The organism is Rhizobium cerradonense (assembly GCF_030182455.1).
GTDB lineage: Bacteria > Pseudomonadota > Alphaproteobacteria > Rhizobiales > Rhizobiaceae > Rhizobium.
Genome location: NZ_JAQJCK010000007.1, coordinates 75,756 through 95,913, shown reverse-complemented (window position 1 = coordinate 95,913; position 20,158 = coordinate 75,756). Strand labels below are relative to the sequence as shown.

At 60.8% G+C, this 20,158-nt stretch carries 17 protein-coding genes; 11 read left to right on the top strand and 6 right to left on the bottom strand.

Annotated elements, in window-relative coordinates:
• Window positions 1-15: 15 nt before the first annotated feature.
• Window positions 16-756: a ligase-associated DNA damage response endonuclease PdeM gene (pdeM, locus tag PH547_RS17170; RefSeq protein WP_104821946.1), complete on the top strand. Its 741-nt coding sequence runs from the start codon at window positions 16-18 to the stop codon at window positions 754-756.
• On the opposite strand, the gene PH547_RS17165 is transcribed toward pdeM, so the two are convergent.
• On the bottom strand, window positions 753-1,313 hold the full coding sequence (locus PH547_RS17165; protein ID WP_104821947.1) for a dihydrofolate reductase family protein: 561 nt from the start codon (window positions 1,311-1,313) through the stop codon (window positions 753-755). The two genes, pdeM and PH547_RS17165, sit on opposite strands and share 4 nt — an antisense overlap.
• A gap of 111 nt (window positions 1,314-1,424) precedes the next feature.
• Here PH547_RS17165 and PH547_RS17160 point away from each other — a divergent pair, with 111 nt between their 5' ends.
• Window positions 1,425-1,928 (top strand): winged helix-turn-helix transcriptional regulator, encoded by a 504-nt coding sequence (locus PH547_RS17160; RefSeq protein WP_283049027.1) that lies wholly within the window; start codon window positions 1,425-1,427, stop codon window positions 1,926-1,928.
• Here the strand turns inward: PH547_RS17160 and PH547_RS17155 are convergent, their stop codons facing one another.
• The 3 genes from PH547_RS17155 to PH547_RS17145 form a co-directional block, all read right to left on the bottom strand.
• Complete coding sequence (locus PH547_RS17155; RefSeq protein WP_104821949.1) at window positions 1,929-2,738, bottom strand: TIGR02186 family protein; 810 nt, start codon at window positions 2,736-2,738, stop codon at window positions 1,929-1,931.
• Window positions 2,735-3,661, bottom strand: a complete 927-nt coding sequence (locus PH547_RS17150; RefSeq protein WP_104824977.1) for a sulfite exporter TauE/SafE family protein — start codon at window positions 3,659-3,661, stop codon at window positions 2,735-2,737. The genes PH547_RS17155 and PH547_RS17150 overlap by 4 nt, the downstream gene beginning before the upstream one ends.
• Before the next feature lie 302 nt (window positions 3,662-3,963).
• Window positions 3,964-4,434 carry an NAD(P)H-dependent oxidoreductase gene (locus tag PH547_RS17145; protein ID WP_285168941.1) on the bottom strand — a complete coding sequence of 157 codons (471 nt, stop codon included), beginning with the start codon at window positions 4,432-4,434 and terminating at the stop codon, window positions 3,964-3,966.
• Window positions 4,435-4,683: 249 nt separating this feature from the next.
• On the opposite strand from PH547_RS17145, the gene PH547_RS17140 reads away from it, so the two are divergent.
• Together PH547_RS17140 and PH547_RS17135 are read left to right on the top strand one after the other, a co-directional pair.
• Window positions 4,684-5,052 carry a winged helix-turn-helix transcriptional regulator gene (locus PH547_RS17140; protein WP_285168940.1) on the top strand — a complete coding sequence of 123 codons (369 nt, stop codon included), beginning with the start codon at window positions 4,684-4,686 and terminating at the stop codon, window positions 5,050-5,052.
• A gap of 227 nt (window positions 5,053-5,279) precedes the next feature.
• Complete coding sequence (locus PH547_RS17135; RefSeq protein WP_285168939.1) at window positions 5,280-5,960, top strand: redoxin domain-containing protein; 681 nt, start codon at window positions 5,280-5,282, stop codon at window positions 5,958-5,960.
• Window positions 5,961-6,138: 178 nt separating this feature from the next.
• On the opposite strand, the gene PH547_RS17130 is transcribed toward PH547_RS17135, so the two are convergent.
• Window positions 6,139-9,891: a peptidoglycan-binding protein gene (locus tag PH547_RS17130; RefSeq protein ID WP_285168938.1), complete on the bottom strand. Its 3,753-nt coding sequence runs from the start codon at window positions 9,889-9,891 to the stop codon at window positions 6,139-6,141.
• A 464-nt stretch (window positions 9,892-10,355) separates the two neighbouring features.
• Here PH547_RS17130 and PH547_RS17125 point away from each other — a divergent pair, with 464 nt between their 5' ends.
• The 5 genes from PH547_RS17125 (at window position 10,356) to PH547_RS17105 (ending at window position 17,390) form a co-directional block, all read left to right on the top strand.
• A complete protein-coding gene (locus tag PH547_RS17125; RefSeq protein WP_245463922.1) occupies window positions 10,356-11,384 on the top strand; it encodes an acyltransferase family protein in 1,029 nt (342 codons plus the stop codon).
• Window positions 11,385-11,522: 138 nt separating this feature from the next.
• Window positions 11,523-13,319 carry an acyl-CoA dehydrogenase C-terminal domain-containing protein gene (locus PH547_RS17120; protein ID WP_104821951.1) on the top strand — a complete coding sequence of 599 codons (1,797 nt, stop codon included), beginning with the start codon at window positions 11,523-11,525 and terminating at the stop codon, window positions 13,317-13,319.
• 77 nt (window positions 13,320-13,396) lie between these two features.
• Window positions 13,397-14,605 (top strand): acetyl-CoA C-acetyltransferase, encoded by a 1,209-nt coding sequence (locus PH547_RS17115; protein ID WP_104821952.1) that lies wholly within the window; start codon window positions 13,397-13,399, stop codon window positions 14,603-14,605.
• Window positions 14,606-14,618: 13 nt separating this feature from the next.
• Window positions 14,619-16,829, top strand: a complete 2,211-nt coding sequence (locus PH547_RS17110) for a 3-hydroxyacyl-CoA dehydrogenase NAD-binding domain-containing protein (protein ID WP_285168937.1) — start codon at window positions 14,619-14,621, stop codon at window positions 16,827-16,829.
• Between the two features lie 117 nt (window positions 16,830-16,946).
• Complete coding sequence (locus tag PH547_RS17105; protein WP_285168936.1) at window positions 16,947-17,390, top strand: YybH family protein; 444 nt, start codon at window positions 16,947-16,949, stop codon at window positions 17,388-17,390.
• Between the two features lie 2 nt (window positions 17,391-17,392).
• Here the strand turns inward: PH547_RS17105 and PH547_RS17100 are convergent, their stop codons facing one another.
• A complete protein-coding gene (locus PH547_RS17100; RefSeq protein WP_285168935.1) occupies window positions 17,393-18,610 on the bottom strand; it encodes an MFS transporter in 1,218 nt (405 codons plus the stop codon).
• 142 nt (window positions 18,611-18,752) lie between these two features.
• Here PH547_RS17100 and PH547_RS17095 point away from each other — a divergent pair, with 142 nt between their 5' ends.
• Together PH547_RS17095 and mscL are read left to right on the top strand one after the other, a co-directional pair.
• Entirely contained in the window at window positions 18,753-19,355 is a 603-nt protein-coding gene (locus tag PH547_RS17095; RefSeq protein ID WP_285168934.1) for a TetR/AcrR family transcriptional regulator, read from the top strand.
• Window positions 19,356-19,581: 226 nt separating this feature from the next.
• Entirely contained in the window at window positions 19,582-20,016 is a 435-nt protein-coding gene (gene mscL / locus PH547_RS17090; RefSeq protein ID WP_283049050.1) for a large conductance mechanosensitive channel protein MscL, read from the top strand.
• Window positions 20,017-20,158 lie beyond the last annotated feature (142 nt).

The following is a 20,158-nucleotide window of genomic DNA, read 5'->3' as shown; positions in this document are numbered from 1 at the left end:
AGGCAGACCAAGTTGATGAACCGCCTGGCGCTTGCGCGAGAGATGAACGGCCAAGTCAGGAACGGATTGACGCCTGCCTCGGGCGTCGAGACCGCCGTTCATGGTGTTGCCGCCGTCTGCGATCCGCTCGGGGCTCTTTATCTGCCGGATGCCGGCATCCTCGTTGTTTCCGATCTGCATCTGGAAAAGGGAGCAGCCTTCGCGCGGCGCGGCATGCTGTTGCCGCCTTACGATACGCTGGCGACGCTGACCGTGCTTGCCGCCGTCATTTCCCGCTACGATCCGAAGCTCGTCGTCTCGCTCGGCGACAATTTCCATGACCGCGTCGGCTCGGCACATCTGCCGGAAGAATTCCGCAGCCTGATCATCAATATGGCGCGTGGCCGCGAATGGATATGGATCAACGGCAATCACGATCCGGATGGCACGGTCGATCTGCCCGGTAGCTCCGTCGATGAGATGCATTATGGTGGACTGACCTTCCGCCATGAACCGAGGGGCGGCCAGCAGGCCGGCGAGATCGCCGGCCATCTGCATCCGTCTGCCACTGTCCGCCGTCGCGACAGATCCGTTCGCCGCCCGTGTTTCGCCACCGACGGCGCCCGCCTGCTGATGCCTGCCTTCGGCATCATGACCGGAGGCCTGGACCTGCGCCACAAGGCCATGACCGGACTGTTTGACCGGGAAAGCCTCATTGCCCATGTGCTCGGCCGCGACCGCATCTATTCGGTACGCTTCGGCAATCTCTCTGCCTAAGCCACTTTCGCGGGCTCGTAGCGCAGGATCACCGCGCCGGTCTTCAGCGGCGTGGATTCGAGCAGCTTCATCGGAATCTGTTCCGCCGCCGGCTTGAAATGCGGGTTGCCGCGGCCGAGAACAACGGGGACGAGGCAGATGCGGATTTCGTTCACCAGTCCTGCTTTCAGAAGCGTATCCGTCACTTCGGCGCTGCCGAAGACGAACATCGTTTTGCCCGGCTCTTCCTTCAGTTTCCTGACTTCAGCGACGATGTCGCGAACGACGCGGGTATTGTTCCACTCCGCCGTGTCCATCGTCCGCGAGGCGGCGATCTTGGCGATGCCATTCATATAGGCGGCGATATCGGGTGTCTCCGTCGCACTCGTCCAATAGGCGGCCATGCCTTCATAGGTTTTGCGGCCGAAGATCAGCAGATCGCCTTCCTGGCCAAGCTCTTTCGCGTAGTTTTCCAACTCGTCGCCCCAGGCGAGCATATGGAAGTCGAGGTCCCAGGGTTTCGTTCCCTCGAAATAACCGTCAAGCGTCATGAGATTCCAGACAACAAGCTTTCTCATCGGTCTCCTCCTTGGTGATAACCGTATCATAATCAAAACTGGTTGCTAAAAGCAAGCAGTTGAAAATTAGCGCGACTGGTGGCAAAGTGCAAGCAGTTTTTGGAGAACCTTATGGACGCGCTCAATCGCTCCGGCTGCCCGATCAATCTCACCCTGGAAATCCTGGGTGATCGCTGGAGTCTGATTATCATCAGGGACATCATGTTCGGCAATCGCCGGCATTTCCGCGAGCTGCTGCAGAACTCGGAGGAGGGGATTGCCTCCAACATCCTCGCGGACCGATTGAAGCGGCTGGTCGAGCGCGGGCTTTTGACCCGAGACGACGATCCGACCCACAAGCAGAAGGCCGTCTACAGCCTCACCGAAATGGCGATCGACCTCGTGCCGCTCTTTGCCCACATGGGGGCATGGGGCCGCAAGCATCTGCCAGTCTCGGAAGAACTGTCGATCCGCGCGGAACTACTGGAAAATGGCGGGCCGAAGCTCTGGGAGGATTTCATGGACGAGCTGCGGGCAAAGCACCTGGGCAAGGTGTTGCCGCCGGGAACGCCATCGGTGCTCGGCCGGCTGACGGAAGCCTATCTGGAGGTGGTGGAGCGGAAGAGGAGCGCCTGATCAGCTCTTCCGGAACACGAAGCTCGCCGTCCATCCCGTAATCAGCGCCAGCAGCACCGAAAACGCGCCATAGGCGATGGGGCGTTCATGGGCGGCATCGGTGATCGTTTGCTCGATGCCGGTCTTGATGACGCGCAGCGGCAGGGATTTATCGGTCAGGAATTTGCCGCTCTTGAAGAGATAGGCGCGCACGGTATGCACGCCGTTCGGAACGTCCGCAGGCAACCTCAACGTTGCCCTGAACAGGCTGGAGCTGACGAAGCGCACGCCGGCCGGGTCGCTTTCGTAGAGGCCGCCAATCTCCTGCAGCCGCCGGAAGGCCTGGCGGAATTCCGGCACATCCGCGCCGCTGCCGACGAAACCGACCGGAGTTAGCTGAATATGATCCACGCCGATGCCGCGGTCGTTCAGTTCGAGCGGCGCGGTGATGTTGTCGACTGCGCGCGTGCTCGACAGCGAATAGGCCTGCGGCACATGCTCGAAGGTCATCGACCGGGTATTGACCCAGATGCCGAAGACACGTTCCTTTTTGCGCACCGTGGCGTTCTCGCGCGGTCCCTCCAGCACGACGACGATGTCGTATTGGCCGATCGCCAGCAGCAATTGGTCGGTGTTGGAAAGCGCGCCGAAGATCGTCAGGTCGGCACCGGTGAAATCGGAGGTGATGGCGATTTCGCTGGTTGAAGTGCCGATCTCCATCGTCTCGCGCGCGGTCGTGGAGGTCGTCGGCTGGTCGAGCAGCACCTGCGCCTTTGCACTCAATGGTGCAAGCAGGAGACCGGCTGCGAGCATCGGGCCGAAACGTCTCATCGGCCCGCTCCTTCGAGCACGACGGAATAGATATCGGCCGGCGTGACCACCAGGGCAATCGCCAGGCGAAGGCCGACGGCAAGTACGAGGAGGCCGAGCAAGGCGCGCAATTGTTCGCCGCGCAGTTTCTGGCCGACCCGCACGCCGTATTGCGCACCGACGACGCCCGCCACCATCAGCAGGAAGGCCAGCACGATATCGACGGAATAATTGGTCGCGGCCTGCACGACGGTCGTGTAGGCGGTGACGAAGATGATCTGGAACAGCGAGGTGCCGACGACGACATTGGTCGGGATGCGCAGCAGATAGATCATCGCCGGCACCATGATGAAGCCGCCGCCGACGCCCATGACTGAGGTCAGGATGCCGATGCCGAAACCGAGGCCAATTACGGGAATGACGCTCAGATAGATCTTCGACTTCTTGAAGCGCATCTTCAGCGGCAGGCGGTGCACCCAGCTATGATGGCCGGGCCTGCGGGGCATCGCAGGCTCGTTGCGGGCGGCACGACGCATCGCGTTCAGGCTCTCCCACAGCATCAACCCGCCGATCGTGCCGAGAAAGACGACGTAAAGCAACGAGATGAAGAGATCGAGCTGGCCGATGCGCCGGAGCAGCGAAAAGATCCAGATGCCGACAGTGGCGCCGGTAAGGCCGCCGATCAACAGCACCGTGCCGAGCTTCATATCCAGCGAGCCGCGGCGAAAATGCGTGATGGCGCCCGAGATCGACGAGGCGACGACCTGGTTGGCGCCGGTGGCGACGGCGACGACGGGCGGAATGTTGTAGAAGATCAGAAGCGGCGTGATCAGAAAGCCGCCGCCGACACCAAACATGCCGGAGAGAAACCCAACGGCGGCGCCCATGCCGAGAATAATAAAGATATTCACCGACAGTTCTGCGATCGGCAGATAGATCGTCACGGTCTGATCCCAGTTGCAGCTATCCGAGCACAAAGGACCGGATAGCTGTGAACAATTTCCCCTTTAAACAGACGATTCTAATCTGAAATGATTGCCAGAGCCTTAGGAAAAACCATGGCGTTATTCAGCTATCGCATTGTTCATTTCACTCTAACGCGGCATTTTCCGCGATTGTGTGACGATTTTCACAGCTAGGCAAAGCCGGCGCTTGCCGTTGGTGGGGGCGATCAAACGTACGGGCCCGAACCAATTCCCATCCGCAGAGGATCCCAATGCGTCGACCTTTCCGCCGAGAGTAAGCACTAGCCGAAGTGCGTCGACAGGTGTTCGTCGAACCGCAGGAAGTCGTTTTCGACATCTGGGTTTTTCATCACGTCGTAGGCCATGAAGGTCGGGAGCGGCTTATAGCCATTCCATTTAAAGTTTAGATGCATCGGGAGCAGCAGGTCGTCTTCGCTGAGCCCGTCGAGAAATTTTTCTTCCGGATTGTTAAACGCTTCCTTCGGTGCGTTTGCGGTGAAAGACAGCATGTAGTGGCCGTTCATCTTGCCCCCGAGACCGTAGTTCTTTTTCGGTTCCGCGCTCGAACGGCCATCGTGGTCGGAGAGCTCTCCCATCATGCCGAGTGTCCAGACATCGTCGATGTAGCGCTTGAAGGACCAAGGCACACCCATCCAGTTCAAGGGGGTTTGGACGAAAACATAGTCGGCCCACTTGAACTTTTCGATTTCCCGTGGGACGTCGTATGGATTTTCCGTGATGGTCTTTCTCACCTCGAACCCTGACGCTTGAAAAAGCTTTCAGCGCGCTCTGTGAGAGCATTGTTAAGCGCCCCCTCCGAGAAGGGATATTTTTGGTGGCCGTTGAGGATGAATACGTTTGGCATGTCTCTCTCTTTCTCGGTTTTAATAATCCGACGATGGACGGCCGGTGCCGCGCCATTGCTGCCTCTAGGTATATATTGTAGACCTAGCGTCAAGAACGCACCTTGTTTCTCCTAGGTATACTGAAGGAAACTGCCGATGGCCCGATGCCAGATTTTTCACGCCGACTGCCGCGCTCGTCAGTTGTTCGATGAGATTGCGGACAAGTGGTCGATGATGGTGCTGAGCCTCTTGGAAGCGAACCCCATGCGCTTCAATGCGCTTAAGAGGCAAATCGAGGGTGTGTCACAAAAGGCCCTCACGCAAAGCCTGCGCAGACTTGAGCGCAACGGCCTGATTACGCGCAAGGTCATTCCGGTATCCCCGGTCGCGGTGGAGTACGACATAACGCCGCTTGGCCGATCGCTGCAGCCCCCGTTCCACGCACTCTATGAGTGGATGCTCGGGCATCAAGACGATGTTGATAAGGCTCGCTTAACCTTCGATGAGGTCGGCAGGAATATTTGATAACCGCTCACGGGCGCATTCGATTTTGCCTCTTGCGGAGTGTTGGACTTTCTACCGGCCAGGAAGGCAAGAAGCAGGGGGCAGCTTTAACATCGGTCGGAGCGGCGAAAGGCATGTCGAACCGCTCTCTCAGTAGTCTCAAACATCGAGCGCTTGGCCTTCTTCCGACAAGTGATACAGTTGAATTTCGGTCGTTCACCTGGACAATACGAAAAAGGAATTATTCCATGGGAGACCAGAAGCGCCTGCTGCAGCCTGGAGATTCCGCGCCCGCGTTCGCGCTAGCTTCGGCCAACTTCGAGGGAACGGTTTCTCTCGCCGACTTGCGCGGTCGCCCGTTCTTGATCGGCTTCTTTCGCGGGCTGCACTGCCCGTTCTGCCGGCGTCAGGTAGAACAGCTCGCCGGCGTGCAGCCAACCCTGCGCGCCGCCGGGGTGGAGACCGTGGCCGTTATCAACACGCCGGTGGAACGCGCCCGGCTATATTTCCGCCACCGGCCGACGCCGGTAATGCTTCTATGCGACCCGGACTGCCGCTCACATCGCGCCTACGGCGTGCCGCATGCCGAGTTCTTGCCCGATGGGAGCAGCGAGCAGCCCGAATGGCCATATCGCGCAACGATGGCGCAATTCCAAGCGGCACGCATCAACTCAACGGGCGAGCTGCCAGAACCGCTACACCCGATGGAAGCCAACACGGTACTCAACGCCAAGGACCGCTTCGAGCTCGATGAAGCCGATAATGCAATATTCGAGAGCCACGCTACCCAGCTCGTCGGGCACTTCCTGGTCGATGCGAACGGCACCATCGGCTGGGCACAAATCGAAGCGCTCGACGGACCGAACAGCCTCTCCATCTTCCCGACCGCGGCGGAGATCATCGCCGCCGCTGGCAGCCTTGGACGCTGACCTGCAGCGAACCGTCCGCCAGCGTTGCTGCACGATGTCGAATGAGGGCGACGACACGTATTAGATCGGGGCAAAGCCGCTAGCAAAACGGGCTTTCGCCTGAAAGACGTGGCTCGAGATCGCGCATCGCAGCGTCAGCGGGTTCGCAGGCTCCATCTCGATCGGAAATGAAGCCTTCTTATTTGTTGCGGGCCAGAAGTTCCTTGACGACCTGATCTGTCACCCGGCCGTCCTGCGGCAGGCCGACCGATTTCTGGAAGCTCTTCAGCGCGGCGACGGTCTTGCCGCCCATATTGCCATCCGGCGTGCCGGCATCGAAGCCGTTGTTGTTGAGGATCGCCTGGATGTTGCGGATCGCCTTCTTCATGTCGATCGAGGCGGTGTTGACACCTTTGCCGGTCGTCCATTCCTCGGGGATGGTCGTGCCGTTCGCCTTGGCGTCGAGCGGTTGCGCCTTCCAGAGATCGACCTTGGCGCGGGCGCTTTCAAGCTCGTCCTGCTTCATGGCGTTCGCCACTTCGTCGCGCTTCTGCGCTGCGTCCTTGTCGCCACCCTTGGCGGCGATTGCGAACCATTTGTAGGATTCCTGCAGGTCCTGCTTCACGCCATTGCCGCGCGCATAGAGGATGGCGAGGTTGAACTGGCTGTCGGATACGCCGAGATTGGCCGCCTTGATGAACCAGTTCGCCGCCGTCGGATAATCCTGTGGACCGGCCGCACCCGAGGCGTAGAGGACGGCAAGGTTGTGCATAGCGCTGGCATTACCCTGATCGGCGGCCTGCTCGTAATATTGCTTGGCTTTGGCGAGATCGCGCTCGAGGCCATTGCCCTTCTCGTACATGCTGGCGAGCCGGTATTGCGCCGGCGCGAAACCCTTGTCGGCGGAAAGCTGATACCAGCTTGCCGCCTGCTTGAGGTCGGTTGCCACGCCGCGGCCATCCGTGTAGCGCGCGCCGATTTCGAACAGAGCGACGGGGTCGCCGGATTTGGCGGCGGAAACGAGGGTCGGCGGCTGGATGCCGTCAGGCACGGTGATCGCGGTGGCCGGCGGGGATGCCTCAGCCCCGGCAGGTGCCGGGGTTGCCGTGGTGTTGGCGGGAACGAAGGCTGCGGTTTGCTGAGCCGGTGCGGCGCTGCTGGCCGGCGTCAGGGTTTCGCTGGTGGAGTTGCCGTCGAGCGGTGCTGCGGCCGTCAGATGATCGTTCGTCGGCGCGACGACCGGATTTGCCGGCGTTGCGGAGGATTGCGCGGCTCCTCCGGCATCGGCGACCGAAGCCTGTGTCGCCGGTACCTGGGTCGGGGGCGTGTTCGTTGCCGCCTGAGCCGCCGGTGTCGGCATCTGAGCTGCATTGGCGGAAGCGCCGCTTGTCGTCGCACTTTCGGCAGCCGAGGTCAGTACCGAGACTTCGGCCGGTGGTGGCGCCTTCTGGCCGCGCGTCAGCGTGTTGACGAGCGGGAAGGCCATAATGGCGAGCAGGGCCGCACCGACCGCGAGCAGGATCGGCCGGCGGAAGCGCGAGAACGCGCCGCGTTTCTTCTCGCCGCTCTTGGGGGTGGGAGCCGAGCGCTGCGTCTGGTCCACTTCCATCGCGGCCGCCTGCGCGGCGCGGCGAGCGGCGGCGATATAGTCGGCGCGCTCGTTTTCGCTCGGTTGTTTGACGGTGCCATTGCGTGCGGCATTCTGGCTGGCGCGCACGCGTTCCAGGATCTTCTTGATATCAGGCGCGCCCGAGCCCGGCTCGAGCAGCTCATTCGCTTCCTCGGCGGGCATCATGTCGACCGGATCGATCGACGGCGCCTGCTCGATGACGGGCCGGTCGGGCAGGAAGATGGGTTCGGCCTTCTCGGGCATGAAGAAACGTCTGCCGAGGCTGGCGAGCAGGCTGGTTTTCCCCCCATCCTTCTTTGCCGCGGCCTTGATCTCCGCCTTGGTGACGGCATCGACCGCTTGCGCGACGACGGCTTCCGGCGATGCTGCGGTTTCGGCAGGCGCGACGGTACGGATGACCGGCCCGGCCTTCTGCGGTGCGGCCGAAGGCGGCTTCACCGCCGTCGTGTCGGAAGGGGCAAAAGCGTCGCTCTCGAAATTTGCGGCGGGCATGGCAGGCGCCGGCTGGCGATGTTCCATGTGGTCCAGCCGGTCGGCGATCTGCAGCAACGTGTCGTGCAGCGCCTCGAAGGTGCGGTGGGTGCGTTCGTCGCTGCTGCGGCTGAGGTCTTCGAGATGGCGAAGGTCTTCGGCAAGCGCGGTCATCGCCGACATGTCGGCGGACGCTACGCCGTGTCCGAGCATGCCTTCACGCGAGTAGGCCTCAACGACGGCTTCCGCCGCATGGCGGGCAGCCTCGATGATGTACTCGTCATTGGTCGCCATATAATCTTCGATCGCGCTCATGCGGCGGTCGAGATCGGCGGGAATTTGGTCGGCAACGGCGCGCGGCTCGTTCGTCAGCAGCGTCGACAGATGGGCGATCTGCTCTTCGAGATTGCGCAGCGCCTGTGTATCGGTCGGCGGTGCTGCCGTGCTCGCCTCCAGCCGCATGGCGATATCGGAGAGACGGCCTTCCAGCCGGCGGACGGCACCATCGTCGAGGTTTGCGGCCGGATGCGGCGGATGGAAGTCGATTTCGTCGATGCGCCGGGCCAGGTAATCCAGCCGTTCGGCCAGTGCATGGTCGACCGAGCCCTGTTCCAGCGCATCGATCTTGCGGGAGATATCGGCGAGGTGGTTGATCAGTTCCGGTTGCGGCGCCGACTTCTGCGAGCGCTCCATCAGGTAGGAAAGCTGATCCAAGCGCTCTTCCAGCCGGGCAGCCGCTTTGGCATTGCCGAGTTCATCGATGCGCATCGCCAGCGCCTCGAGGCGTCCGGAAAGATCGTCCGTCGGCTGGCGCCGCGCGGCGTCGCGGCTCATCATGTCGAGCTGATCGGCGAGGCCGCTGATGCGGCCTTCGAGCCGCTGCATCGCTTGATCCTGCGGCTGTATCATGCCGCCAAAGCTTTCAACGGCGGTGGCGATCGACAGCAGCTTGTTTTCCAACGCGTGCACGGCGGGGCTGTCGCTCATGCTGCCCAGATGCTGCTTGATATCGTCCAGGCGGTAGGCGAGCGATACCAGCTCGTCCTGAAGACCGGTCGTGTCGATCGCCTGGACCTGGCGTTCGACGTGGTGCAGCGAATCCTCGCGGGCGAGCCCGTCCATCAGCGAGCGCAGTTCTTCGAACTCTGCCTTCAGGCCGGCCGTTTCCGGCTGGCCGGGATGACCGGCGAGCTGGCTGATGCTGTCGGCAAGCCGCGCCATGTCCTCGCGCACATCGGCGGCGAAATGCTTGTCCTCGGCATTGTTGCGGATATCACGGATTTCAGCCCGCAGTGCGCTGACTTCGCGGGTAACGCTCTCGGCAATGTCCCGCTTGAGGTCCTGCCGCAGATTGACCAGCGCCTGGGCGATATCGACGGAGTTTTCGGGGGCGGAGCGCAGCGCCGAAGGCAGCGGCTGGCGCGAAGCCGGATTTTCGCCAACACGCGCGCCAAGCAGCGGCCGTTCGGCAATTGGAGCTTCCTCGCGGCGTGTGTGCAGGCGCTCGCGGCTTGCCTCGAGCGCACGCTGGCGCTGGCGGATTTCGGCAAGCGGGTCGGACCGTAGATCGGTTTCCGCACGTTCGGTGCGGAGCGGACGTTCATACGGGCGCGGGGCATAGGCTTCGCGCTCAGTGCGTGGTGTGCGGTCCGAAAGGGAAGCGCGTTCCGGCATTGGCGCCCGCTCAGGTGCCGCGGCATACCCGTTTGCCACACGCTGGTGCGTGTCCCGGGCTGCAGCCGTGCCCATCAGGCCTTCGATGCGCGCTTCCAGCCCCTCGATGGTGCGGCTCAACGCATCCAGCGACGTCCAGTCGCCCGTGCCGGTAGGATTTGATCGCGATCCGCTCATCTTCTTGCTCGCTTCGACATATGGACCACTCAAAGGCCATCTTGCTTGTGGAAAGGCAGCTTCGCGGATTCACGCGCAGACCGCATCCCACCGTTCGGAAAGAAATAGTTTATTAGGCTTTCCTCAGGCTGAACCGCGAAACGGCGCTCCATCAAGCAAAAGATGAAAGAAACGCGAAGCATCGCTGCTCATCCCGCACAATTCACGAAACGTAGTAAACAACCCGTTAAATTTTGCCGAAATCTTAACCTTTTATTTTGGTCTTGTTATTGAATATGCTCATGTTCTTATGAAATCGACGACGCTGTCGCGAGCGAGATGGGCGCATTGAGCGTCAATCATTCCTTGGCGTTGTCGTGGCTCGGTGGCCGCGGCGCAAATCCTTAAAATTGAGGGGTGTTATACTTTTCTCAATTGAGTTGTGAGACCGTGGAATGACTTGAATTTCCCTGGGAGCCGAACGCGTGCCGCCATCCATTGCCCGTGAATCGGATCCGGCACATTACATCCCGGCCCTGGATGGATGGCGCGGGCTGGCGGTCATCATGGTGTTGATGGGCCATTTCGGAGCCGACGTATATATGCCCGGCTTCAGCACTTTCGGCGTCGATCTGTTCTTCGTGCTGTCGGGGCGATTGATGGCGGACATTCTGTTTGTCAAACAGATGCCGCTTCCGATGTTCTTCGCCAGACGGTTTGCGCGCGTTTATCCGACATTGGTTGTTTTCGTATTGATCACCGGCCTGGCGTTTCACGGTACCATCGGTGAATTTGGCCTGAAAGTCGCCGCTTTTGCGCTGACCTTCACCTTGAACTATGCCACCATTTATGGGCTCCCCCTTTCCCTGCTGGATCATATCTGGTCCCTGTGCGTCGAGGAGCACAGCTACATCCTCCTGGGCCTGATCGCTTTCGCCAGTCGCTCGCGGAGCAAATCCATCACCTCGGGCCTCATTCTCACGGCCGGATTAATGGCCTTGGTCAACGGTGTGGTTCGGCTCCATACGACGGAGGGAGACCCGGGTTTGGTGATGTTGCGTACCGATGTTTCCATGGCAGGGATTTTCATCTCCGCAGCCTTCTACCTTATTCTCAGACCGAGACTGCATCGGGATAGTTGGACATGGATCGCGCCATGCGCTTTGGCGAGCGCGATCTTGGCGCGGATATTTGGTCTGGATGCTACGGTCTTTTTCGGCGTCAAGACGATCCTGTTGGCGATGGCGGTTATCGGGATCGAATATTCCGCGCCATGGTTCCGCAGGAGTTTTGAGGGCGATGTGCTCCGCTTTTTCGGGCAATGCTCCTTCTCGATCTACCTGTGGCAGGAGCCTTTTTTCAAGCTGACGGGCTTGCATCTGCTCCCTTCCGTTTTTCTGCTCATGATGGGTATCGCCTGCGGTGTGGCAAGCTACTACCTCATCGAACGCCCTCTGCGCACAACGCTGAATGCCATGTTCAGCCGCCGGGCTTTTAAACAAACTCTCGCCTGATCGCCGGCTTAGTCCGTTACCCTACCTAAAAATTCGCCTTGTCGCGCAAATTTGACGTTTACGCAAACGTCAATATTTTGTAAGGCTAGATCAGAGGCCGGAATGCGAGTCCGGCGGCGAATTGGAGGAATTCGAAAGATGCCAGTCTATAAGGCCCCGGTGAACGATACGCTTTTCGTCCTGAACGATGTGCTTGGGCTGGAACGCTATAGCAATCTGCCGGGTTTCGCCGAGGCCAGCCCCGACATGATCGAGGCGATTGTCGGCGAGGCGGCCAAGATGGCGGAAGAGGTGCTTTTCCCGCTGAATTATTCCGGTGATCAGGAAGGCTGCGTGCGTCACGGCGACGGCACGGTATCGACCCCGCAAGGCTTCAAGGAGGCCTACCGCGCCTATTACGAAGGCGGTTGGCTGGGCCTGGCGGTGCCGGAGGAATTCGGAGGGCAGGGGCTACCCTACACGCTGCATTGCGCTGTCGGCGAATATACCTCCGCTGCCAATATGTCGCTGATGATGTATCCGGGCCTGACGCAGGGCGCGATCGCCGCCATTCTCGTGCATGGCTCCGAGGAGCAGAAGCAGACCTATCTGCCGAAGATGGTCGCGGGCACCTGGTCCGGCACCATGAACCTCACCGAACCGCATTGCGGCACCGATCTCGGCCTGCTGCGCACCAAGGCAGTTCCACAAGCCGACGGCAGCTACAAGATTTCCGGCCAGAAGATATTCATCTCCGCCGGCGAGCACGACATGACGGACAATATCGTGCATATGGTACTCGCCCGTATCGAGGGCGCGCCGGAGGGCACCAAGGGCATCTCGCTGTTCATCGTGCCGAAAATCATGGTCGGGTCGGATGGTTCGCTGGGCGCGCGCAACGCGGTCTCCTGCGGCGCGATCGAGCATAAAATGGGCATTCATGGCAACGCCACCTGCGTCATGAACTATGACGAGGCCACCGGCTTCCTCATCGGCGCCGAGAACAAGGGCCTCAACGCCATGTTCGTAATGATGAACGAGGCGCGCCTCGGCGTCGGCCTGCAGGGGCTGTCGGTTGCCGAAATCGCCTACCAGAATGCCGTCGCTTATGCCCGTGAGCGCATCCAGGGCCGCTCGCTCTCCGGCCCGAAGGCGCCGGACAAAAAGGCCGACCCGATCATCGTCCATCCCGATATCCGCCGCTCGCTGATGACCATCCGTGCCTTCAACGAGGCCGGCCGCGCTTTCCTGCTGTGGACGGCACTGAAATCCGATATCGCCCATCGCTCCCCGGACGAGAAGGAGCGTCAGGCGGCCGATGATATCCTTGGTCTGGCGACGCCGATCCTCAAGGGCGTCATGACCGACAAGGGCTTCGAGCACGCCGTCATGGCGCAGCAGGTCTTTGGCGGTCACGGCTATATCGAAGAGCATGGTATGAGCCAGTATGTCCGCGATGCCCGCATCACCATGATCTATGAAGGCGCCAACGGCATCCAGGCGCTCGATCTCGTCGGGCGTAAATTGGCTCTGAACGGCGGTCGTGCCGTCATGGCGCTGTTCAAGGAGATCGGCGATTTCTGCGAGGAGAACCGCAATGACGAGCAAATGGCTTTCTACACCAAGCAACTGAAGAAGGGCTTGAACGACGTCCAGGCCGCGACCATGTGGTTCATGCAGAACGCCATGGCGAAGCCCGACAATGCCGGCGCCGGCTCCACGGATTACATGCACCTCTTCGGCCTCGTCGTCCTCGGCTACATGTGGGCGAAGATGGCGAAGGCGGCGCAAGCCGGTCTTTCGGGCGGCGAGAGCGAGCGCGAGGACTATTTGAAGAACAAGCTTGTCACGGCGCGGTTCTACATGGAGCGCATCATGCCGGAAACAGCGCTACGCAAGGCCCGCATCGAAACCGGCGCCGACACGATGATGGAACTGGCGGCGGAAGCATTTTGACAAGACTTACCTTCCCCCCGACGGGGAGAAGGTGGGTATGAATAAAAGGGCGGCTTGCCGCCGCAGGGAGATGAGACATGACCGAGGTTTTCATTTACGACCATGTGCGCACGCCGCGTGGACGCGGCAAGAAGGATGGGGCGCTGCATGAAGTGCCGTCCGTCCGCCTTGCCGCCAAGACGTTGGAGGCGATCCGCGACCGCAACGGTCTCGATACGAAGACGGTCGACGATATCATCATGGGCTGCGTCGATCCGGTGATGGATGCTGGCGCTGTCATTCCGAAGGCGGCTGCCTTCGAAGCGGGTTATTCGACCACGGCGCCCGGCATGCAGATCTCCCGCTTCTGCGCCTCCGGCCTCGATGCCGTGAATTTCGGCGCGGCCAAGATCGCGCAAGGGGCTGACGATATCGTCATTGCCGGCGGTGTCGAGAGCATGTCGCGCGTCGGCCTCGGCATGTCCGGCGGCGCCTGGTTCATGGACCCCTCGGTGAACTTCCCGGCCTATTTCATGCCGCAGGGCGTCTCGGCTGATCTCATCGCCACCAAATACGGCTTCTCCCGCGATGACGTCGACGCCTATGCCGTCGAAAGCCAGAAGCGCGCGGCCAACGCCTGGGAGAAGGGCTACTTCAAGAATTCCGTCGTACCGGTGAAGGATATCAACGGCCTGACGATCCTCGACAGGGACGAGCATATGCGTCCCGGCACCGATATGCAGGCGCTGGCCTCGCTCAATCCGTCCTTCCAGATGCCGGGCGAAATGGGTGGCTTCGAAGCGGTCGCCATTCAGGCGCATCCGGAAATCGAGCGCATCAACTATGTGCACCATGCCGGCAATTCCTCCGGCATCGTCGATGGCGCCGCCGCCGTGCTGCTCGGCTCCAAGGCGGGCGGCGAGAGCATGGGGCTGAAGCCGCGCGGCCGCATCAAGGCTTTCGCCAATATCGGCTCCGACCCGGCGCTGATGCTAACCGGCCCCGTCGATGTCACTGAAAAGCTGTTGAAGCGAACCGGCATGTCGCTCGCCGATATCGATCTCTTCGAGCTGAACGAGGCGTTTGCCGCCGTCGTGCTGCGCTACATGCAGGCTTTCGATATCGAGCATGACAAGATCAACGTCAACGGTGGCGCCATCGCCATGGGCCATCCGCTGGGGGCCACCGGCGCGATGATCCTCGGCACGGTGCTGGACGAACTGGAGCGCCGCGACCTCAATGCGGCGCTGGTGACACTCTGCATCGGCGCCGGCATGGGCACGGCCACGATCGTCGAACGCGTCTGAGGGGAGGAAACCAATGGCTTACACGAATTTCACCGTCGAGACCGACGCGGACGGCATCGCACTCGTCACCTGGGACATGCCCGGCAAGTCCATGAACGTCTTCACCGGCGAGGTGTTGGAGGAACTGAACGCCATCATCGATGCGACCGTCGCCGACAAGGCGACCAAGGGCGTGGTCATTACCTCGGGAAAATCCTCCTTCTCCGGGGGCGCCGACCTGTCGATGATCAAATCGCTCTTCTCTGTCTATCAGGACGAGAAGGCGAAGAATCCGGCGACAGCGGCGCAAAAGCTGTTCGATCTCGTTGGCCGGATGACCGGCTTGTTCCGCAAGCTCGAAACCTGCGGCAAGCCCTGGGTATCGGCCATCAACGGCACTTGCATGGGCGGTGCGCTGGAGATGTCTCTCGCCTGCCACGGCCGCGTCGCATCCAATGCCAAGAGCGTCAAGCTGGCGTTGCCGGAGGTCAAGGTTGGCATCTTCCCCGGCGCCGGCGGCACGCAGCGCATCGCGCGCCTGACGGACGCGCAGTCCGCCCTGCAGATGATGACGACGGGCCAGTCGCTGACGGCGGCACGGGCCAAGGCGATGAACCTGCTCCATCAGGTGGTCGAGCCGGATCAATTGATCGCTGCCGCCAAGCAGATGATCAAGGACGGTCTGAAGCCTATCGCGCCCTGGGATGAAAAGGGCTTCAAGGTGCCCGGAGGCGGCATCTGGACGCCGGCTGCCGCGCAGCTCTGGCCGGCCGCCCCGGCAATCCTTCGCCGCGAGACATCGGGCAATTATCCGGCCGCACTCGCCATCCTCAAATGCGTCTACGAAGGCCTGCAGGTGCCTTTCGATACCGGCCTCAAGATCGAACAGCGCTATTTCACCCAGGTGCTGCAGACGACCGAAGCCTATGCGATGATCCGCTCGCTGTTCATCTCCATGCAGGAGCTCGGCAAGGGCGCCCGGCGTCCGGCAGGTCAGCCGAAGACGGAGCTGAAGAAGATCGGCGTCGTCGGTGCCGGTTTCATGGGCGCCTCGATCGCCTATGTCACGGCAGCCGCCGGCATTGCCGTCACCCTCGTCGATCGCGACATGGAAGCGGCCGGCAAGGGCAAGGCGGTTTCGGAAGGTCTGGTTAAAGAATCCATCGGTAAGGGGCGGTTTACGCAAGACGAAGCGGCGGCACTCCTTGCCCGCATTACGCCGTCAGCCGATTACGCCGATCTGAAGGACGCCGACTTAGTCATCGAGGCAGTGTTCGAGGATCGCGACGTCAAGAAAGCCGTCATCGAGGCTGTTGAAGCGGTGCTGCCCGCGGGCGCCGTCTTCGCCTCCAATACCTCGACCCTGCCTATATCAGGGCTTGCGAAGGATTCCAAACGGCCCGCCGATTTCATCGGCATCCATTTCTTCTCGCCGGTCGAGAAGATGATGCTGACCGAAGTCATCCTCGGCAAGGAAACGGGCGACCGCGCCCTTGCCGTCGCGCTCGATTACGTCGCCGCCATCAAGAAGACGCCGATTGTCGTCAACGACACCCGCGGCTTCTTCGTCAATCGCTGCGTGCTGCGCTACATGTCGGAAGCCTATGACATGCTGATCGAAGGCGTGCCACCGGCCATGATCGAGAATGCCGCCAAGATGGCCGGCATGCCGGTCGGGCCTCTGGCGCTCAACGACGAGGTCGCCCTCGACCTGTCGCTGAAGATCCTCAAGGCTGCTGTGGCCGATCTTGGCGACAAGGCCGTTAATCCCGAGCACATGCAGTTGGTCACGCGTTTGGTGGAAGACGAGGGCCGCTTCGGTCGCAAGAATTCCAAGGGCTTTTACGACTATCCGCCAAAACCGGCCAAGAAGTCGCTTTGGCCGGGCTTGAAGGAAATGTACCCGCAGAAGAAGGCCGAGGAGATCGACGTTAACGTCCTGAAGCAACGCTTCCTCGTCACCATCGCGCTGGAGGCCGCCCGCACCATGGAAGAGGGCATCGTCATCGACCCGCGCGAAGCCGATGTCGGCTCCATCCTTGGCTTCGGCTTCGCCCCCTATACAGGCGGCGCGCTGTCCTACATTGACGGCATGGGCGTCAAAACCTTCGTGGATGTTTGTGAATCGTTAGCAACAACTTACGGTCCGCAATTTAAACCCACGGCGCTGCTGAAGGATATGGCGGCGAAGGGCGAGACGTTTTATGGCCGGTTTGACCCGTATCGCGTAAAGGCGGCGGCATAAGAGAGCTTCTCTATGAGATAGCCGCCGGACAATTCTGCGAAATAACGGGCCGCTCATGTCGGGAGCGGCCCTTTCCATTCGTCCTCTGCTCAGTCCATCAAACAGAGGAGACGAACGATGGCTGAAATTATCGGAAACCGCGAAGAAGCCGACGCCATCTTTGCCATGCTTGTTGCTTGGGCGACGGCGATCGGAGAAAAGAACGTCGCCGGCGTCCTGTCGCATTTGACCGACGACATCGTGGAATTCACCCTTGCGCCGCCGCTGCAATACAAGGGCAAGGATCAGCCTGGCCTGCAGAGCTGGTTCGATACCTGGCAGGGGCCGATCGAAGGCGATGTCGAAGACCAGAAGCTGACGATCGGCGGGGATGTCGCTTTCTGGAGCGGCCTGACGCACATGCTGGGCACCAAGACCGACGGCACCAAGGTCGACCTCTGGTTCCGCGAGACGCTCGGCCTCAGAAAGGAAGCCGGTGTCTGGAAGATCGCTCACGATCACGCATCGGTCCCCTTCGCCATGGACGGCAGTGGGTTGGCGGAGCTTAGGTTAAAGCCGTAGTCTCAGGTGCACGCCGACACCGTGACCTTCTCCCGGCCGGTCCTCAATGCCAGCACGCCGCTGACGACCAGAACCAGAATGGAGGCAGCATAGATATCCGTCGTTGCGGTGAACCCAACCGCCTTCGACAGGAACCCAGCCAAAATGGCGGGCAGGCTGAAGGCCAGATAGCTCTGGATGTAGAATGCCGAAAGCAGGCCGGCGCGTTCGTCGGCCTTGGCCAATGGCATGATGCTGCGCACGGCCCCGAGGAAATTGGCGCCGAAGCCGGTGCCCGCGATCATCGTGCCGGCGATGAGGAGCGGCACCTCCGCCAAATGCACGCCGGCGACCACGGCGAGAAGGCCGAGCGTCATGGTGGATATGCCGAAGGCCAGCGCGGTTGCCGCAGGTCTTTTGCGCAGCAAAAACACGGAGGCAGCTCCACTGATAGTCAATGTGCCGACGACCGAACCGCCGACGAGGGGCAAGGTGCTGCCCGTCGTGGCGCTGACCAATGACGGGACCAGCGAAAGATAGAAGCCGCCAAGCGCCCAGACCGCGACATTGATCGGAGTCAGCGCCAGCAATGTCCGGCGTGCCTGCGGCGGTATGGCCACCTCGGGCCTGAGCGAGGCGATAAGGCCCGGTCTACGCCGGGTGGTTTCAGGCGTTATCCAAATCAGCACGGCCTGTATGACGAGAAGAGCAAGCACGATTGCATAGACGAGAAGTGTCGGCGCCGGCGCATATTGCACAAGGGTGCTGGTTCCGAACGCGCCGATCGCCATGCCGATAAGCGGCGCGATGCTGTTGGTCACCGAACCCCTGGCCGGATCGAGATCGACGAGTGCGGCACCGATCGAGGCTGCCGCGGCACCCGTCGCGAAGCCTTGCACGATGCGCGCGGCAATCAACCAATTCGGGCCGTCGGCCGTTAAAAACAGCGCCATCGCCACCATATTGAGGATAAGCGAGGCAAAGATCACCGGCCGTCGTCCCAGATGATCGGAGATCGAACCGACGATCAGAAGCGAAATGAGGAGCGCGAAGGCATAGACGGCGAAGATCACCGTGATCAGCACCGGCGAGAAGGCGAAGACTTGCTGATAGATTCGATAGAGCGGCGTCGGCGCAGACGAGGCGGCAAAGAAAGTGGCGCTGGTGGCGGCATGGAAAAATGGCGCCAACCGGCGGCTACGTGGCAGCAGTGAATTGTCGGTGGATTCGATCGCGGTCATCGACTATATCCTGGCTTAAAGCAAAAAAGTTGCGTTAAGCACATGTAGTGTGCCGTATCGCTAAAAGCAAATAATTTGCGTTAGTGGCGCGCTGCTACCTGTGATGCAAGAGACGCAATAAAGGGAAGATTGGCATAAGATAATGAATTCAAAGGAAAACCCGCGCCCCGGCGGGCGCAGCGCACGGGTGCAGGCCGCTGTGCATCAGGCGGTTCGCGAGATGTTGGCCGGGATGGAACGCGCCGAAGTGACGATCCCGCTCATCGCGCAGCGCGCCAACGTGACGCCATCGACGATCTATCGCCGCTGGGGCGACTTGCAGGAATTGCTGGCAGATGTCGCCGCTTCGCGGCTGCAGCCGGAAACGGAGCCGCTCAAAACCGGCAGCGCCAGGATGGACCTGCAGGCCTGGGCCGAGCAATATGCTGACGAAATGTCCTCCGGCGCCGGCCGGCAGATGATCCGCGATATCCTGGCAGTGTCCGGCACGGCGAATGCGGAGAAGTGCTCGGGCTATACGCAGCAGCAAGTGCGTATGATCGTCGCCCGAGCTGAAGAGCGGGGCGAGGCCTTTCCGACGCTCACCGAGGTGATGGACTTCGTCATCTCACCGATCATGTACCGCATTCTCTTCGATCAGGTGCCGAGCAGCGACTATATTCATGGCCTGATCTCGCGGGTCATGCCACAAGATGCGGCAAGTCGCAAAACTGCGGAAATAACGCCCGATGCGTCCAACGCCTGACGATGCCTCGACGGGCTTGTTTCTTCCGCCGGTTTAGGTCGCGCTACGCCGCAACCGGCCAACAAGTAAGCTGGCGATCACACTTGGAAAATGCTGCGGCCACTGAATCCCTTGGGATATGCAGCATCGATGTCTCTATCGCGCCATTTCGCTATTGAAGAACAGAGCTAAAGATGATGCTAATGGTTGCTGAATAGATTCAACGGCAACGCAAAGGGGACATTCGATGCTGAATGAATTCAAGGCATTTATCGCCCGCGGCAACGTCATGGATCTCGCGGTCGGCGTGATCATCGGTGGCGCCTTTGGCGGTATCGTTAAGTCGCTGGTTGACGATATCATTATGCCGATCGTCGGCGCCATTTTCGGCGGCTTCGACTTTTCGAACTACTTCGTCGGCCTTTCCTCGGCGGTCAACGCGCCGACGCTCACTGCCGCCCGCGCCCAAGGCGCGGTTTTCGCCTATGGCAATTTCATCACCGTCCTCATCAATTTCCTCATCCTCGCCTGGATCATCTTCCTGATGGTCAAGGGCGTGAACACGCTGCGTAAGCAGGTCGAGCGCAAGGAACAGAAGATCGAGGAAGCAGCACCGCCGCCGGCCGACGTGCAATTGCTCACTGAAATCCGCGATCTCCTGGCCAGGCGTCCCGCCGTCTGAGGTCCGTTTTCCGCCCTTGTTTTCCGCCCCCGGCCTATTAACGGTCGGGGGCCATTCATCACGAAAATCGATTGGTCGCTCAGTCAAAGTCATGGGATTTGCCCGCCGAATTGCTCTAAGAAAGCAAAAACCGGAGACTTTG